13 protein-coding genes are annotated in these 17,441 nt (G+C 45.4%); 8 read left to right on the top strand and 5 right to left on the bottom strand.

Translation table 11 applies throughout. From position 1 onward, the window contains the following. Positions 1-18: 18 nt before the first annotated feature. The 4 genes from ilvD (at position 19) to RJ01_RS14090 (ending at position 4,340) form a co-directional block, all read left to right on the top strand. Positions 19-1,704: a dihydroxy-acid dehydratase gene (ilvD, locus tag RJ01_RS14105; protein ID WP_034171552.1), complete on the top strand. Its 1,686-nt coding sequence runs from the start codon at positions 19-21 to the stop codon at positions 1,702-1,704. A gap of 152 nt (positions 1,705-1,856) precedes the next feature. Next, positions 1,857-3,137: a hypothetical protein gene (locus RJ01_RS14100; protein ID WP_034171551.1), complete on the top strand. Its 1,281-nt coding sequence runs from the start codon at positions 1,857-1,859 to the stop codon at positions 3,135-3,137. 21 nt (positions 3,138-3,158) lie between these two features. Continuing rightward, entirely contained in the window at positions 3,159-3,446 is a 288-nt protein-coding gene (locus RJ01_RS14095; RefSeq protein ID WP_004780403.1) for a chorismate mutase, read from the top strand. Between the two features lie 156 nt (positions 3,447-3,602). After that, positions 3,603-4,340, top strand: a complete 738-nt coding sequence (locus tag RJ01_RS14090; protein WP_034171550.1) for a sulfite exporter TauE/SafE family protein — start codon at positions 3,603-3,605, stop codon at positions 4,338-4,340. Here the strand turns inward: RJ01_RS14090 and RJ01_RS14085 are convergent. The 4 genes from RJ01_RS14085 to RJ01_RS14070 all read right to left on the bottom strand — a co-directional run bounded on the left by RJ01_RS14085 (position 4,337) and on the right by RJ01_RS14070 (position 10,392). Then, on the bottom strand, positions 4,337-5,242 hold the full coding sequence (locus RJ01_RS14085; RefSeq protein ID WP_034171561.1) for a LysR family transcriptional regulator: 906 nt from the start codon (positions 5,240-5,242) through the stop codon (positions 4,337-4,339). The two genes, RJ01_RS14090 and RJ01_RS14085, sit on opposite strands and share 4 nt — an antisense overlap. 97 nt (positions 5,243-5,339) lie before the next feature. Then, positions 5,340-6,635, bottom strand: a complete 1,296-nt coding sequence (locus RJ01_RS14080) for a solute carrier family 23 protein (RefSeq protein ID WP_005233183.1) — start codon at positions 6,633-6,635, stop codon at positions 5,340-5,342. A gap of 298 nt (positions 6,636-6,933) precedes the next feature. Then, on the bottom strand, positions 6,934-9,618 hold the full coding sequence (gene ppc, locus RJ01_RS14075; protein ID WP_005233184.1) for a phosphoenolpyruvate carboxylase: 2,685 nt from the start codon (positions 9,616-9,618) through the stop codon (positions 6,934-6,936). A 150-nt stretch (positions 9,619-9,768) separates the two neighbouring features. Further along, on the bottom strand, positions 9,769-10,392 hold the full coding sequence (locus RJ01_RS14070; RefSeq protein ID WP_005233185.1) for a TetR/AcrR family transcriptional regulator: 624 nt from the start codon (positions 10,390-10,392) through the stop codon (positions 9,769-9,771). Between the two features lie 148 nt (positions 10,393-10,540). Here RJ01_RS14070 and RJ01_RS14065 point away from each other — a divergent pair, with 148 nt between their 5' ends. The 4 genes from RJ01_RS14065 (at position 10,541) to dnaJ (ending at position 16,509) form a co-directional block, all read left to right on the top strand. Beyond that, on the top strand, positions 10,541-11,644 hold the full coding sequence (locus tag RJ01_RS14065) for an efflux RND transporter periplasmic adaptor subunit (RefSeq protein ID WP_034171549.1): 1,104 nt from the start codon (positions 10,541-10,543) through the stop codon (positions 11,642-11,644). Between the two features lie 2 nt (positions 11,645-11,646). Then, the gene (locus RJ01_RS14060; RefSeq protein WP_034171548.1) at positions 11,647-14,772 is read left to right on the top strand and encodes an efflux RND transporter permease subunit; all 3,126 of its coding nucleotides are present in this window, start codon (positions 11,647-11,649) and stop codon (positions 14,770-14,772) included. Between the two features lie 141 nt (positions 14,773-14,913). After that, positions 14,914-15,291 carry a hypothetical protein gene (locus RJ01_RS14055; protein ID WP_004780421.1) on the top strand — a complete coding sequence of 126 codons (378 nt, stop codon included), beginning with the start codon at positions 14,914-14,916 and terminating at the stop codon, positions 15,289-15,291. A 102-nt stretch (positions 15,292-15,393) separates the two neighbouring features. Next, positions 15,394-16,509: a molecular chaperone DnaJ gene (dnaJ, locus tag RJ01_RS14050; protein ID WP_034171547.1), complete on the top strand. Its 1,116-nt coding sequence runs from the start codon at positions 15,394-15,396 to the stop codon at positions 16,507-16,509. A gap of 171 nt (positions 16,510-16,680) precedes the next feature. On the opposite strand, the gene RJ01_RS14045 is transcribed toward dnaJ, so the two are convergent. Then, the gene (locus tag RJ01_RS14045) at positions 16,681-16,866 is read right to left on the bottom strand and encodes a hypothetical protein (protein WP_034171546.1); all 186 of its coding nucleotides are present in this window, start codon (positions 16,864-16,866) and stop codon (positions 16,681-16,683) included. Between the last annotated feature and the right edge of the window lie 575 nt (positions 16,867-17,441).

Raw genomic sequence — 17,441 nt, 5'->3', positions numbered from 1 at the left:
ACATCCAGGACGAATAAAATGAGTAAAGACAATATCCGAGAACATTCTGCTCCCGTCTATGAGGGCATCGAAAATGCACCGGCCCGTTCCATGATGCGTGCCACCGGTTTTCAGGATGAAGACTTTACTCGTCCGTTTATCGGGATCGCGTCAACCTGGGCCAATGTGACCCCTTGCAATATGCATATTGATGGCCTGGCACGTACAGTCGAGCAGGGCGTGAATGCTGCCGGTGGTAAGGGCATTATCTTCAATACCATCACTATTTCTGATGGGATTTCCAATGGGACTGAAGGGATGAAATACTCCTTGCTGTCGCGGGAAATTATTGCCGATTCGATTGAAGCAGTAGTTGGTTGTCAGGCCTATGATGGCGTGATTGCCATTGGCGGTTGTGACAAAAACATGCCGGGCTGCATCATGGGCTTGGCACGCTTAAACCGTCCGGGTCTGTTTATTTATGGCGGTACCATCAAGCCGGGTGAAGGCCATACTGACATGATTTCTGTATTTGAAGCGGTCGGTCAGCATGCCAAAGGCGAAATTAATGCGATTCAGGTGAAACACATTGAAGAAGTGTCGTTGCCGGGCCCAGGTTCTTGTGGCGGGATGTACACCGCGAACTCCATGGCCTCTGCGATTGAAGCCCTCGGTATGAGCCTACCGGGTTCATCAGCACAGGAAGCGGTGTCTGAAGACAAACAGATCGATTGTGCCCGTGCTGGTGAAGCAGTGATGAATCTGCTCCGTCTGGACATCAAGCCACGTGACATCATGACCAAAGCGGCTTTTGAAAATTCAATTAAAGTATTGATTGCATTGGGTGGATCAACCAATGGGGTGCTACATCTTTTGGCAATGGCACATACGGCGGGTGTGGAGCTAAGCCTCGATGACTTTGTACGAATTGGAAAAGAAATTCCTGTCGTGGCCGATGTCCGCCCATCCGGTAAATACCTGATGTCAGAACTGATTGCTATTGGTGGAATCCAGCCATTGATGAAACGCATGCTGGATGCTGGCATGCTAGATGGTTCCTGCCTGACTGTGACTGGAAAAACACTGGCAGAAAACCTGGCCGATGTAGAAGATTATCCAGAAGGTCAGCAGATTATCTTGCCATTCGACAAACCGGTGAAAAAAGATTCGCATCTGATCATTATGAAAGGCAACCTGTCACCGAATGGTGCAGTCGCCAAAATTACTGGTAAGGAAGGTCTATATTTCAAAGGACCGGCACGGGTGTTTGAAGGCGAACAGGGCGCGATGCGCGGGATTCTGGATGGCGAAGTTCAACCAGGTGAAGTAGTTGTCATTCGCGGTGTCGGGCCTAAAGGTGGGCCGGGTATGCCGGAAATGCTGAAACCGACTTCTGCCATTATTGGTAAAGGTCTGGGGGATTCAGTCGCACTGATTACTGATGGCCGTTTCTCAGGTGGAAGTCATGGTTTTGTGATTGGTCATGTCACACCGGAAGCCTATGAGGGTGGCCCGATTGGTCTGGTGCAAAATGGCGATGAAATTTCCATTAATGCGGAAACCCGTGAAATGACTTGGCATATTTCGGATGAAGAGCTTGCTGCACGTCAGGCGGCCTGGGTGAAACCGAAACCGAATTACACTCACGGGGCACTGGCGAAATTCGCCAAACTAACCTCTGGGGCGGAGACCGGGGCCGTGACTGACCTAAATCTTGAAATCTAAAGTCCTAGAAAACATTGAACATTTGTTGCTGACTTGATATAAGTTTTGCACAAGACTTATATCAGGTCATAAACATCCTCATAATAGGATGTTGAATAAAACGATCCTGCTGGCAAGGGCTGGCATGACAAAATCTTTTCGAGGCACCTCTCATGTCCCTGCTACGCCGTTGGTTTGATCCAATCCGATCGAGTTGGTTTTACCAGAAACCAGTTCGTCAAACGGTGTTATCTATTGAAGATGGCTTGAGCATCCATTTAAGATTGGATGATGTTTATAGTTATCTGGCGGTACAACAGTTACCGCAACTAGAAGAAATTCTCAGTCCGGAACTGAAGCCACTCAAAGTCATCATTTCAGATCAGCGGGCTGAACCGCCTAATCAAATGTCTTTTGATGAATGGCAGCACTATTGCCTGAATGATGCCAAAATTTTATCTAAACAGCATCGTTTCAGCTTTCATGAGACCCCAGAATTACCGACAGTTGACGCCTTAAAGCAGGCAGAAACTATCCTGAGAAATACACCGTTACGCGGACAGGATTTTCTATATTTGCTAGAAGATGTATTCCATATGCTCTGGCAAAAACAGAACGGAAAATTGCGCACCTTATATGCGATGGCTAGCCGTCATCATGCGCCGCAGAATTTTCCGGAACGAATTTTTGAGCATAGTCCGATTCTGGCCAGCTATTTCCAGTTTGGCGGACGCCAGTATCAGGCGGTAGATGACTTGTTACGTCTGACCCGTCGCCTGAAACAGCAGAGATTACTGACCGGCAACCCGATTTTCCTGATCAATCATATTGAATGGCGCGAGCATCTAATCAGTGATGCCGAAGAGCTGAATGAAATCCAGTCCATGGACCCGGAGCTAGATCTGTATATCGCTCTGGAAGATCCGATTTCCTGGTTGTTGCTGGCTTATATCAAGGAAGAGCTGGCTGATTTTTATAATATCCAGTTGAATGTCTATCCGCTGTCTTATCAGGGACGCGACTGGTTTGACTGGAGTCTGGCGACGCGTTTATCCAAGCGAACTGAAGTCAAATTTACCCCATTCTGCCGGCCAACCGAGCAGGCCGTGATGCCGATGGCGCAATTGTTTTATAGCTGTCCGGAAGAGCAGCGGATTGAAGTCATGTACCAGATTCTGGAAGCGGTCTGGACTCGTGGTTATGATCTGTCTTATACAGCGCATTTCAAGCGTATGCAGCAGGAACTGAATATTACTGAACTGACTCAGAAAGATGTTCTGGCCAAATTGCAGGAAAATGACACCTTATGTGAAATGAAGTCCCAGCCGAATTTACCGGTCCTAGAACTGCGTATTGATGGGCAAAGTTATACATTTAATAGCTTATATCGTGTCTGGATGATTGAAAGTATTTTCAGTAATGTGTTAGAAGAAAAGTATAAGAGTGATAACTAAACTGAAAGTGACTGAATAAACATGGAAAAAATCAAAGCTGAATCATTACAACATGCACGTCAACAGATCGATGCCATTGATACAGCTTTAGTCGAGCTGATCGCTGCGCGTCAATTTTATGTTGATCAAACTACTCGTTTTAAAAAAACTGAAACTGATCTGCAATCACCGGAGCGTATGGAACAGATCGTGGAAAATGTCAAAGCCTTGGCACAACAGCAAGGTGTGGATCAGGCGTTTATTGAACATCTATACCGGGAAATGTTCCAGTATTTTATTCAGCGTGAACTGAAAGAGTTCCGTCCTTAAATAATTTTCATATCCGATTTTTGCTGATGAATCTGATGAGTTTCAGCACGTCTATCTGAAGCCTCAAGATTTACTTGAGGCTTCCTTCTTAAAACCCTGATTTTACTCTATTCGTGATTTCTATAGTATGGGCTTAAATCAATTTAGGGTCATCAGATGACTGCTTTTGTTATTGTTATTTTTGCTCTGGCTGGTCTGATTAAAGGCACCATTGGATTAGGTTTGCCTGCGGTGTCCATGGGTTTGCTGACCATATTTATGAGCCCATTCCAGGCAGCAACCTTACTGATTGTGCCTTCGATGCTGACCAATTTCTGGCAACTCTTTGCCGAAGGTCATGTGCTGAAACTGATTCGCCGTTTCTGGCTTCTGCTGGCAGGCATTATTGTGGGTTCGGTCTGGAGTATTTTCCCGACTTTAGGCCATTCTGAATTTCATAGTGAAGCCTTACTAGGCGGGATGCTTGCTCTATATGGCCTATATGGTTTACTGGCAAAACGGATGCCAGATTTAAGCCAGCATGAAAAGTGGCTTTCTCCGATTATGGGATATCTCGGGGGTGCCTTGACCGTGGCGACTGGGGTAGTCGTGATTCCAGTCGTGCCTTATTTGCAAACCCTGCATTTAAAACGTGATGATCTGGTTCAGGCTTTAGGATTGGTATTTACCACCTCGACGGTGTGTTTGGCAGTTTTTCTGCACCGAAACCCGGTGGAAGATATGCCGATTGATTATGCCATGTCGGCGATTGCACTGATTCCGGCCTTGATCGGGATGTGGTTCGGCAAAAAAATCCGTTTCCGTATCCCTGAACAGAAATTCCGGACAGTATTTTTTATCGGCCTGATCGCCTTAGGCAGCTATATGATGCTGCATCAATTCGGCTGGATTTAATTCAGGATTTTTTGTACATCCGAAGAAATGAGGAACTGGCTAAAGTGCTGATAGGCCGTACTTAGTTCATCAAAGTTCTTTGCAGCTAACAATAACTTGCGGTTGGCCCAATCTCCTGTCAGTTGGATTTGCTGAAATGCATAGAGCTTCGACAAACGTTGTGCAGCACGTTCTGGCATGATCGCGATACCTACACCATTGGCCACAACCTGGGCAATGGCGGAAAAATTTGGTAAGCGTAAGCGGTATTGAATTTCACAGCTCAGCAAGCGAGCCTGGGTTTCAATCGACTGCTGCAGAGAGTGATATTGCATCAAGCCAACAAAGGGATAATTTAGACAGTCTGCTAATGTTAATGCCTGATTAGCTGCTAAATCATGCTGTTCAGGGCAGGTCAGCACCAAAGGATCATCTGAAAATTCCAGGGTCTGTAATTGTGGCGCAGGAAAAAAACTGGAAATAAGTCCTAGCTTGGCAGTGCCACTCACCAAAGCCGCAATAATGTCATTGCTTTCAGCTTCTTTGAGGTCGATCTGGATATTTGGGTTATTTACCAGATATTGTGGTAATAATAGGGGAAGGTACTCACTTTGTGCTGAAGAGTTACACCATAAGCTGATATTAGAATGGAGTCCTTCACTAAAGCCGGCCATGGCTTGAGACAATTGTTGTCCCTGTTGCAACAGGGCTTGGGCATGCTCAGCAAAAACCTGACCTGCAAAAGTCATTTTTACCCCAGCAGAATGGCGGCTGAACAGACTGACCTGATATTGCTGTTCCAGCTTTTTAATCCGCTCACTGGCTGCCTGTAAGGAAATGGCAGAGCGTTCAGCACCTTTGGTCAGACTACCTGTGTCGACTATATTGAGAAAAAGACGTAAATCAAAAAAATCCAGACGCATCTGCAGGATGCTCATATAAAAGATCAGGCCTATTTAAACAATTCTTGCGATATAAAAAAAGCAGCCCGGAGGCTGCTTGAAAATTTAAGTCTTCGAATTATTTTTTATCGACCAGGCTAAAGAACCAGTTCAGGAATAACGCAGCAAAGGTCGCTGTACCAATTCCACCGAGGTTAAAGTTACCAAAGGTTAGAGCAAAGTCACCTGTACCCAAAATAATGGTCACTGCTGCCACCATCAGGTTTTTGTTCTGTGAAAAATCGACTTTATTTTCGATCCAGATTTTCGCACCGGCAATAGTAATCAAACCAAAGACTACAATAGAGGCGCCGGTTAAAATCGCCGTTGGAATGGTATGAATAATCGCACCAAATTTCGGTGATAAACCGAGGAATACCGCAAATACACCCGCAACAGCAAAGATAATCGTTGAATAGACACGGGTAACGGCCATCACACCAATATTTTCACCATAGGTGGTCATACCCGGTGCGCCCACACCACCTGCCAGGGTAGTCGCAATACCATCCGCTACAAAGGCTTTACCAATATGCGGATCCAGATTTTCACCGGTCATGGCACCTACGGCTTTAATATGTCCCAAGTTTTCTGCAATCAGAATCAGGGCAATAGGCGCAATGATCAGCATGGCATTGGTATCAAATACAGGCGCATGAAAGCTCGGAACACCAAACCAGCCAGCTTGCTGAATTGGCGCAAAATCAATTGCAGTACCATAGCCCATCACATTACTTAAAATGTAGTAAATGAAGTAAGCCAGCAATAAACCGATCAAGAGCAATAAACGCTGTACCAGACCTTTGGTAAACACTGCAATGGAACCCATACACAGTACGGTCACCAGTGACATCCACATATTAAAGGTATTACCCATGACGTTTTTCACGGTCACAGGGGCCAGGTTCAGACCAATAATCATCACCACCGCACCGGTCACGACAGGCGGCATCAGTTTTTCAATCCAGCGGGTTCCCGTTGCCATCACCAGAACACCCATTAAGGCATAAAGCACACCACAGGCAATAATCCCGCCAGCGGCGACACCAATATTTGGATTCAGTCCGCCAGCACCTGCATAACCGGTTGCCGCAATCACTACCCCAATGAACGCAAAGCTTGAACCCAGATAACTTGGTACACGACCACCCGTGATCAGGAAGAACAGGATGGTACAGATCCCCGACATTAAAATGGCCAGATTGGGATCAAAACCCATTAGAAATGGCGCCAGTACCGTCGCACCGAACATGGCAAAGGCATGTTGTACCCCCAAGATCAGGGTCTGGGCAGGCGGTAAATACTCTGCGGTACCTACTGGTCGTGCATCGATACTACCCTCATAAGGACGCCACTTGGGAAACCAATTGGACATAAAATGAGCACTCAAAAGATAAATTGTGCACATCATACTCTTGTTTTTTAGAAGATTTAATCACTGAAACAAAATTTTTGTTCAAATTAATTCTATGACTTTATTTGATATTTTACCGTGCGGTAAAAGTTTTTTAAATCAAAACTAAAGTTAAATCAGTGGATTAATTCCCGGAAAATTCATATTCAACTTCTATAAGTAATTTTAATTTGATATATAAATAAAGCTTTTTTTGGCTATTGACTGATCAATAAAAAAGCACATCGTGTAGATGTGCTTTAAATGGAAGAGAAAAAAATCAACCGGTATTTCGTAAACCAGCTGCGATCCCGGCAATACTCACCATCAGGGCATGATCGACCGGAGTGTGTTCAGCCTGCTGCTGTTCCAGATATAACCGACGACGTTTCATCAGTTCGGCTTGCAGTAAATGGAGCGGTAACAGATAAGGTTTACGCACCGTCATAGACTGGTCTAAGACGCCATTACTACTGAGCAGTTTTGATTCACCTTTTAAAGTGAGTAGGGTCTGAATAGCATCCTGCAAGCGTTGACGTAGTTCCGTGCCGAGCTCTTTCAGGTCTTCATCCTGAGTCAGATGCGATTCGTAATAGAGCGCGACATTGCTGTCTGCTTTGGAGAGTACCATTTCCAGCATATCAATCAGGGTCTGGAAATAAGGCCATTCGGTTAGCATCTCATCCAGAATTGTACGTTGCCCTTGATCCAGTACCTCATTTAATGCGGCACCTGTACCCAGCCAAGCCGGTAACATCAAACGAATTTGAGTCCAGGCAAAGACCCAGGGAATAGCACGCAAGGATTCAATCCCGCCGCTGACCTTACGTTTAGCAGGACGTGAACCAAGCGGCAACATTTGTAATTCCAGTTCTGGAGTCACGGTACGCAGGTATTTCACGAAATGTGGATTTTCACGTACTGTCTGACGATAGACCTGTACCGACAGATCGGTCATTTTATGCATCAGATCACGCCATTCCGGTTTCGGTTCGGGTGGCGGTAATAAAGTCGCTTCCAAAGTCGCTGCAGTATAAATTTCTAGATTTTGTAGCGCGATTTCTTCCAGACCAAATTTAAAGCGAATCATCTCACCCTGTTCAGTCACCCGGATGGCGCCTGAAATCGAACCCGGCGGTTGTGAGAACAGCGCTTGCTGGGTTGGTGCACCACCACGGCTGATCGAGCCGCCACGTCCATGGAACAGGGTTAGCTGGATACCATGCTGTTTAGCAACTGCGGTCAATTCTTCCTGCGCACGGTACTGTGCCCAGTTGGCTGACATAAAGCCGGCATCTTTGGCCGAATCCGAATAACCAATCATGACTTCATGCTTGCCCTGAATATGCTGTTTGTACCAATGCATATTAAAGAGTGTCGACATGGTGTCAGCAGCGCCGTCGAGATCTTTTAAGGTTTCAAATAAAGGTACTACCCGTAAAGGCTGTTTAATTCCGGCTTCTTTTTGCAGCAGCAAGACAGCCAGCACATCACTTGGGTATTCGGCCATGGAAATAATATAGGCACCCAGAGATTCACTTGGCTGTTCAGCCAGCGTGCGCATAGTGGTAAACACTTCCTGCACATCTGGATGTTCAATCAGGCTACCCGCTGGTTCATTCAGGTGTTTAGGTAGTAAAGGACGTTTACTTTGCAGTTCCTGCAGCAAGAAGTTTTGACGGGCCTGTTCAGTCCAGGTTTCAAAATTACCCAGACCCAGATATTCAGTAATGGCTGAAATGGCCTGACGATGACGACCAGATTCCTGACGGATATCCAGTTTGAGCAGTTCAATTCCGAAACAGTTTACCCGGTAAATCAGGTCCAGCAGACTGCTATTGGCAAGTTCTGCTAAATTGCACGCCATCAATGAGCGATAACAGGTCAGTAAAGGTTTTAATAACTCATCTTTACTTTTAATCACCCGGCTATCATCCGCATCTTTGCCATGCAGTTTTTCAGCCAGCCAGGCACGGGTGATTTTTAGACGTTCACGGATATCGCGTAAATATTCACGGTACGGTTCAGGATGTTGATGGCCTAACGCCTGTGTAATTTCATCACTGCATTGCTGAATAGAAAGTTCCCAGCGCAGGTTTTCAATATCACGCAGATACAGATCAGCTGCTTTCCAGCGCGACAACCACAATACTTCCTGAGTCACATTATGTGTCACATTCGGGTTGCCATCCCGGTCGCCACCCATCCAGGAAGCGAAACGTACCGGAGCAACATCCAGTGGTAGGGTCTGTCCGCATTGCTCCTCAACCATGCCGTTCAGTTCACGAATGAATTTAGGTACAGCATTCCAGAGGGTCTGTTCAATTGTCGTAAAGCCCCATTTGGCTTCATCCACCGGGGTTGGGCGATGTTGACGGATTTCATCAGTTTGCCAGGCAGAACTGATGAGCTGTTTTAAGTCAGCCAAGACTGCCTGACGTTCACGCGGGGTCAGTTTCTGCTGGTCAAATTTGGACAGGGCATTATTGATGCCATCATATTTCTGGATCAGGGTGCGTCGGCTGACTTCTGTTGGATGTGCGGTCAGTACCAGTTCAATCTTTAATTCACAGATTTGCTGATATAAGGTTTCTGCAGAAATTTCTTGCTGTTTGAATTTCTCAAATAAAGGCACCAGAGGATTTGGAGATTCTGTAGTTTCCTCAAATTCGCTTTGACGGCGACGACGTACCACATGGTACTGTTCGGCAATATTGGCAAAGTTTAAGAAATGAGTGAAGGCACGGGTCAATGGCAGGATTTCATGATCTTCTAAAGTCAGGAATAATTGTTCCAGCTGTTTTTCTGCTTCAACCTGTCCATCGCGAGCGCCTTTCGATAAGGCCCGAATTTGCTCGACCTGATTAAACAAATCTTGCCCCGCATGTAACTTCAGGGTTTCTCCCAGTAGATTACCCAGTAAACGTACGTCTTCGCGTAGAGGTGCATCAATCTGTTGAACCATTTTTTATATCCCTCCGATTCTTCCTTTGACTATACCCCGACTGCATGACAATCCAAGTCTTTTGCAGACAAAAGTTGAATATCATTTGTTGATAATTGGATGAATTTTAGTCCTTACGCTGTTGCAAGGATCAGGCCAGATAGAAGAAATTTAACGGGAAATCGCATATTTCAGCATAAAGATCTCGATGGCCTGTTGAATGATCTGATGGCGTTGTTGCATGTCAGGTAACGGGCTTAAGCTTAGTAAGACTTTGTGATGCCGCATACCTAACAGTAAGGACACCATCAGTTCGGTCTGATGCTGCGGATCATCAGTCTGGATAAATTGATGTTGCTGCGCCTGCTCAAAGAAATCATGCCAGGCCTGATTCAGCTTGATATGTGAGGCCGTATAAAAACGTTCCGCCAATGGATTTTTTTCATAGGCCAGTTGCATGATGAGCAGGTCCAGTTTGAGAGCTTCCGGCAGATTGGCAATATTGAAAGAGCGTAAACAGATCTGATATAGCTCCTGCTGAAAATCGCTATCAGGCTGCAGAACTTTAGGAGATTCCTGCAGAATTGCCTCACAGGTTTCTTCAACTGCACAGCTAAACAGCGTGGCCTTATCCTGAAAATGATTATAGACAGTGAGTTTGGTCACACCGGCTTTCAGCGCAATCTGGTTCATGCTGGAACCATGATAACCATGCTGTAAAAACAGCTGTTTCGCTGCGTTCAGAATACGCTGGCGTTTCTCCAGATCCTTGGGTCGTCCAACCGGTATTTGCACAATTTCATCCAAAAAAATTCAATATGGTCATTGTTTTAACTGCAGAATCCTAATTAGTGTACCGAGTGGTATATTAATTAAAAAATAAGCAATTTATATATCTACCTATTTTGCCCTAAAAATGATGATTAGATAAGAGCGAACAATAATGAGCACGATACAGAGCGCACTGGCTGGCATGATCGTCCTATGCAGTATGGCTTTCTCAGGATGTAGCAAGGACAGCGCTGCAGCAGAACAGGAAGTTCCATTTGTCATGGTGACCACACCGAAAACTTCACATCAGGAATTGAAAAGCTATGCCGGTGATGTCCAGGCACGTCAGCAAACGGCACTAGCATTCCGGGTAGGCGGGCAGGTCACCCAGCGCTTTGTCGATGTGGGCGATCAGGTAAAAGTGGGGCAGGTCTTGGCGACCCTAGATGTGAAAGATGCTCAACTTCAATTAAATGCAGCACGTGCCCAGCTGGAAAGTGCTCAATCGGCCAGTAAAATTGCTCAGGATGAATTACAGCGTTTCAAGCAGCTGTTACCGACCAATGCTGTGAGCCGCTCGCAATATGATGCGATTGAAAATCAATATAAGGCAGCCGCGTCAAATCTGAAACAGGCCCAGTCTAATTATGATACGGCCAAAAACCAGACCGCTTATAACCAGCTCATTGCCAATAAAAATGGAGTAATTACTGCACGCAATATCGAAATTGGTCAGGTCGTTGCAGCAGGGCAGGCCGCCTTTGAACTGGCAATTGCCGGTGAGCGTGAAGTCGTGATTGGGGTTCCTGAACAGGCAATTTCCGAAATTAAAACCGGTCAGCCAGCCTGGGTGACTTTATGGTCCAAACCGAATGAAAAATTTGCTGCCTTTGTTCGTGAGATTTCACCTGCAGCAGATCAATCGCGTACCTTCCGGGTGAAAGTGGCTTTACGCGAAGGTAATAGCCAGATTCAGCTCGGTCAGAGTGCCCGGGTGTTCTTTCAGAATAGTCAGGACAATATCCTTAGCGTTCCTTTATCCAGCGTTTCAGCGACCGATCAGCAGGCCTATGTGATGGTAGTCAAGCCGGATCATACTATCCGCAAAGTGCCGGTGCAGCTGGGTGCTTATGGCCGTGATTCTGTGCCAGTCCTCAGTGGGTTAAAGGCTGATGATTATGTGGTAATTGGTGGGGTGCATCTTCTGCGTGATCAGCAAAAAATCAATCCGATTGACCGTGAAAACCGTAGTGTGAAAATTCAGGCAGGGAGTTAAACATGAACTTTAACCTGTCTGAATGGGCCTTAAAAAATAAAGGTCTGGTACTGTATTTCATGATCCTGCTCGGTTTGGTGGGTATCGTGTCCTATTCCAAACTGTCACAAAGTGAGGACCCGCCGTTTACCTTTAAGGTGATGGTAATCCAGACCTATTGGCCGGGTGCCAGTGCCAAGGAGGTGTCCTTACAGGTCACCGACCGGATTGAAAAAGAGTTGATGACTACCGGACAGTATGACCGGATCATGGCCTATTCCCGTCCGGGGGAATCCATGGTGACTTTTATTGCCAAGGACTCTTTGGCTTCCAAGGATGTCGCGGATGTCTGGTATAACGTCCGTAAGAAAATCAATGATATTCGGCATGAATTGCCGCAAGGCGTACAAGGTCCATTCTTCAATGATGAGTTTGGTGATACCTTTGGTAACATCTATGTCATCAAGGGTAATGACTTCGATTATGCCACGCTTAAAGAATATGCCGACCGTTTGCAGTTACAATTGCAACGGGTCAAGGATGTTGCCAAAGTTGAACTGATTGGACTTCAAGACCAGAAAATCTGGATCGAAATCTCCAACACCAAAGCTACCCAGCTCGGTATTCCGGTCACTGCCATTCAGCAGGCACTGCAGCAGCAAAATGCCATGACTCAGGCGGGCTTTTTTGAAACCGGTTCTGACCGGATTCAGGTTCGGGTCAGTGGTGCGCTGAATAATGTCGAAGAACTGCAGCAACTGCCTTTACTGGTGAATGGCAAGACTATCCAGCTTGGTGATGTGGCGGAGGTTTATCGTGGCTTTACCGATCCGGCACAACCGCGTATGCGTTTTATGGGCGAAAATGGCATCGGTATTGCCGTATCGATGCGTAAAGGCGGTGACATCATTGCCTTGGGTAAAAATCTGGAACAGGAATTTGCCCGTTTGCAGAAAACTTTGCCTTTAGGAATGGATCTGCAAAAAGTTTCAGATCAGCCGGTAGCAGTGAAACGCAGTATTAATGAATTTATGAAAGTTCTGGCCGAGGCCGTGATTATTGTTCTCTTGGTGAGTTTTTTCTCACTCGGGTTCCGTACTGGTTTGGTGGTGGCTTTCTCGATTCCGTTAGTATTGGCGATGACCTTTGCCGGGATGCAACTGTTTGATGTTGGTCTGCATAAGATTTCTCTAGGTGCCCTGATTCTGGCACTTGGCCTTCTGGTCGATGACGCGATCATTGCCATAGAAATGATGGCAATCAAAATGGAGCAGGGTTTTAGCCGCTTACAGGCGGCCGGTCATGCCTGGCGGACGACTGCTTTTCCAATGCTGACCGGAACCCTGATTACTGCTGCCGGTTTCCTGCCAATCGCGACAGCAGCATCCAGTACTGGGGAATATACCCGCTCGATTTTCCAGGTGGTGACGCTGGCACTATTAGTATCTTGGATAGCAGCCGTCCTGTTTGTACCTTATTTAGGTGACAAACTTCTGCCAGATTTTAACAAGGATCTGGTGCAGAGAGCGCCATGGTATCAACGTCTCTGGGCGCGTTTAAGCAAACGTCCTGAACCAGAGCCGCTGGTACATCATGCTGGTGAACATCATGATCCTTATCAAACCAAGTTCTATCAGGGCTTTCGCCGTTGGGTGAATATCTGTGTCACCTACCGTAAAACGGTCATCGTGACGACTGTCGGGATTTTTGTGCTATCCATTTTGATGTTTAATCTGGTGCCTAAACAATTCTTCCCGCCATCGAACCGTGCCGAAATTCTGGTAGATCTGAAACTGGAAGAGGGTGCTTCATTAAAAGCAACTGAAGCGGCAGTAAAAAAAGTTGAAAACTTCCTGTCCAAACAGGAGGGAATTGATAATTATGTGGTCTATGTCGGTACCGGTTCACCACGTTTTTATTTACCTCTAGATCAGCAATTGCCGCAAGCCAGCTTTGCCCAGTTTGTGGTATTGGCTTCATCACTTGAAGACCGCAATGAAATCCGTAAATCCTTAAGCGACCAGATTCGGGTGCTGTTACCAGAAGCCCGTACCCGCGTATCTCTGCTGGAAAATGGCCCACCCGTTGGCTATCCATTACAGTTCCGAGTATCGGGTGAAGACCTGGGATTAGTCCGTCAATGGGCACAGAAAGTTGCAGCAATGGTCGGAGATAATCCGAATACTACTAATGTGCATCTGGACTGGGGCGAGCCAAGTAAAGTGATTAAACTGGATATCGATCAGGACCGCGCCCGTCAGCTTGGCGTGAGCAGTAGCGATTTGGCCAGTTTTCTAAATAGTTCAATTTCTGGAACTGCGATTGATCAATACCGTGAAAAACGTGAACTGATTGAAATCCGTTTACGGGGTGATCAAGCTGAACGTGTCGATGTCGGTTCACTGAATAGCCTGGCCGTACCAACTACAAATGGGAGTTCAGTTCCTTTGGCCCAGATTGCCAAGATCGAATATAGCTTTGAAGAAGGACTGATCTGGCATCGGAATCGCTTACCGACCATTACCGTACGGGCCGATATCCGGACGCAACTGCAACCGGCAACCGTGGTGAATGAGTTGAAAGATCAACTTGAGCAGCTCAGAGCAGAAATGCCAAGTGGCTATCTGATTGAAGTAGGTGGAACAGTCGAAGAATCTGCGCGAGGGCAGAATTCAGTGAATGCGGGTATGCCATTGTTCCTGGCAGTGGTGATGACTTTGCTGATGATTCAGCTTAGAAGTATTTCACGTGCCTTTATTGTCTTCCTGACGGCGCCATTGGGCATTATTGGCGTGGTCTTATTCCTGTTAATTTTCAATAAACCTTTTGGTTTTGTTGCCATGCTGGGCACAATTGCTTTGTCAGGCATGATCATGCGTAACTCATTGATTCTCATTGACCAGATTGAACAGGATATTCAGGCAGGTGAATCGCAATGGAATGCCATTATCAATGCCACAGTGCGCCGTTGCCGTCCGATTGTCCTGACTGCACTGGCTGCCGTTCTGGCCATGATTCCTTTATCCAGAAGCATTTTCTTCGGACCAATGGCGGTTGCCATTATGGGAGGATTAATTGTTGCAACGCTATTAACACTGTTTTTCCTGCCAGCCTTATATGCACAATGGTTTAAAGTGAAAAAAGTTTAAATTCTGTTTAAATTTGTCATAATTTCAGGTGCGAAATATTGAAAATTTCAATATAGTAGTACCTGATTTTTTAATAATTCAAAAAAGACATACTGCTGCGGAACTCGCTTGTGCTGGGCCGTACACTAAGGTTGATTAAACATGACTCAAGACACACTCATCAAGATGCGACGTTCCGTGGCGATGGCTTATGTCTTCATGTTTTTTGCCTTATTTACAGTGGTGAGCGGCATATTCGCCTATTGGTATGCACGTAAAATTACCCAGATCGATTATGCTGAAGTCTGGCTGCAGGCACAGGCACTCTGGATCATGCGCAATATTGTAATTTATTCGGTACTCGCCATTTTTGCAGCGCTTTGGTTCATTCCATTATTTTTCTTTGCCTGGGATAGCCAGCTTTGGGTGAAAGCCTGCACAGTCGCAGGTGTGGTATTCAGCTTTATTGCTATTATTTTCCTCATTAATGCCTGGTTCAAAGGTATCTTCAAATTTTCTCAAAACAAAGCCGTATTCTAAGCTTTCAATTTTTTTCAGAATTCCCCTTGTAAAGCTGGGTTTAACCCCAATTTTAGACCACAGTCAATATTAAATAGAATTCCGTGAGGAGCATCGCCAGATATGGCTAAACGTGATTATTATGAGGTTTTGGGCGTCTCTAAAACCGCTAGTGATGATGAAATTAAAAAAGCCTACCGTAAGTTGGCGATGAAATATCATCCAGACCGTAACCCGGACAATTCTGAAGCTGAAGAGAAGTTTAAAGAAGCTTCAGAAGCGTATGAAGTTCTGTCAGACAGCGAAAAACGCAGCATGTACGACCGTATGGGCCATCAAGCCTTTGAAGGTGGTATGGGCGGTGGTGCTGGTGGCTTCGGTGGTTTCAGTGCGGAAGATATTTTCAGCCAGTTTGGGGATATTTTCGGTGGAGCCTTTGGTGGGGGAGGCCGTGGCCAGCAACGTCAACGCCGTGGTTCAGACTTACGCTATGTGATGGAATTGACGCTTGAAGAAGCAGTCAAAGGCGTTAAGAAAACCATTACTTTTACTGCACCAGCACCATGTGACGCCTGTGATGGTAAAGGTTCTAAAAATCCGAACGATGTTGAAACCTGTCCAACCTGTCATGGTGCCGGCCAGGTACGTATGCAGCAAGGTTTCTTCTCGGTACAGCAAACCTGTAGTACCTGTCGTGGCCAGGGCAAGATCATTAAGAATCCATGTAATAAATGTCATGGTTCAGGTGTATCTGACCGTCAGCAAACTTTGGAAGTTACTATTCCAGCCGGTGTGGACAATGGCGACCGCGTACGTTTGACTGGTAAAGGTGAAGCGATCCGTGATGGCCAATCAGGTGATCTATACGTTGAAGTCGTAGTACGTGAACACGAAATCTTCCAGCGTGATGGCGCAGATCTGTATATGGATGTGCCGATTTCAATTGCGGATGCGGCTTTGGGTAAAGAAGTTCAGATTCCGACACTAGATGGTCGTGTCAGCCTGAAAATTCCTGAAGGTACGCAAACTGGTAAACTGTTCCGCCTACGTGGTAAGGGCGTGAAACCAGTACGTTCAACCATGCAAGGTGATCTGCTTTGCCGTGTTGTGGTAGAAACACCGGTGAACCTGACTGCGCGTCAACGTGAACTGTTGAAAGAATTGCAAGCGACCATGGAAGATGAGGGCAGCCAGTCTTCTCCAAAGAAAAAATCTTTCTTTGATCGGTTGTTTGACTGATCTGGATAGATAAAAAAGGACGCTCAGCCGTCTTTTTTTATGGCTTAAATTCGGGAAAGGCGTATGAGTTAATTATTAGATAGAAATGATAAGAAAATTATTCTTTTAATAGTATTAGCTTTTTAAGAAGGATTTATATCCCTCACGCAGAGAAATATAAATCCTGTCATATTATTGTGCTTCAGTGGCTTGAGCTTCTGATGCTGGAGCTTCACTTGCAGGTGCTTCAACAGCTTGAATTTCAGATGCAGCTGTTTCAGTTGCAGCAGGAGCTGTTTGTGCTACTTCTTTAGCAGCAAAAGTTTGTGATGCGGCAATTAACGCTACCCCGGCAAAAGTTAATTGAACTAATTTCATATAAATTTCCTTGTATTAAAAATAGTGTACTACTCAGTACACTTGGCAAAAATGTTGACATAAAATGGAGATATTGATGTTTTTTTGTGTGTACTTATGTTTACTAATGTAATTTGATGTTATTTAAATAATTGAAATATAAGATTAATCATTAATCTCATAAAATTAAGCAAGTGGCAAAATATATAAGAAAATGGATTTTTTAATGTGATGTATGTCACATATTTTCATATCTAAAGGATGAAATTTAATTTAAATTCTAAAAGAATAACCCCAGCATCCTGCCGGGGTTTTTCGTATGGGTTCGCTCGGTATAACTCCTGTCGTACCTTACTGTCCTTGTGCTGATCTATTGTTATTCTTCTACGGAACTTCCTGTTCCTGATGAGTTCATCATAGGAAACTTCCAGTATTCTGGATAGCAGCAAAAGGCCGAGATTAATGTGAGCCAAAGCGTACAAAGAGTCTGGCTTTACCTTTGCCAGATAGAAAAAATACTTTGTCTCTTAAGACCTCATCATCAGGATATGAAAATCCTGAATTAATTAGGGTGTGTTGACACTTTTAGCTTAAAA

The sequence above is a fragment of the Acinetobacter sp. YZS-X1-1 genome (assembly GCF_000804305.1).
In the GTDB taxonomy this organism is placed as follows: domain Bacteria; phylum Pseudomonadota; class Gammaproteobacteria; order Pseudomonadales; family Moraxellaceae; genus Acinetobacter; species Acinetobacter variabilis.
This window is presented reverse-complemented; position numbering and strand designations above follow the sequence as displayed.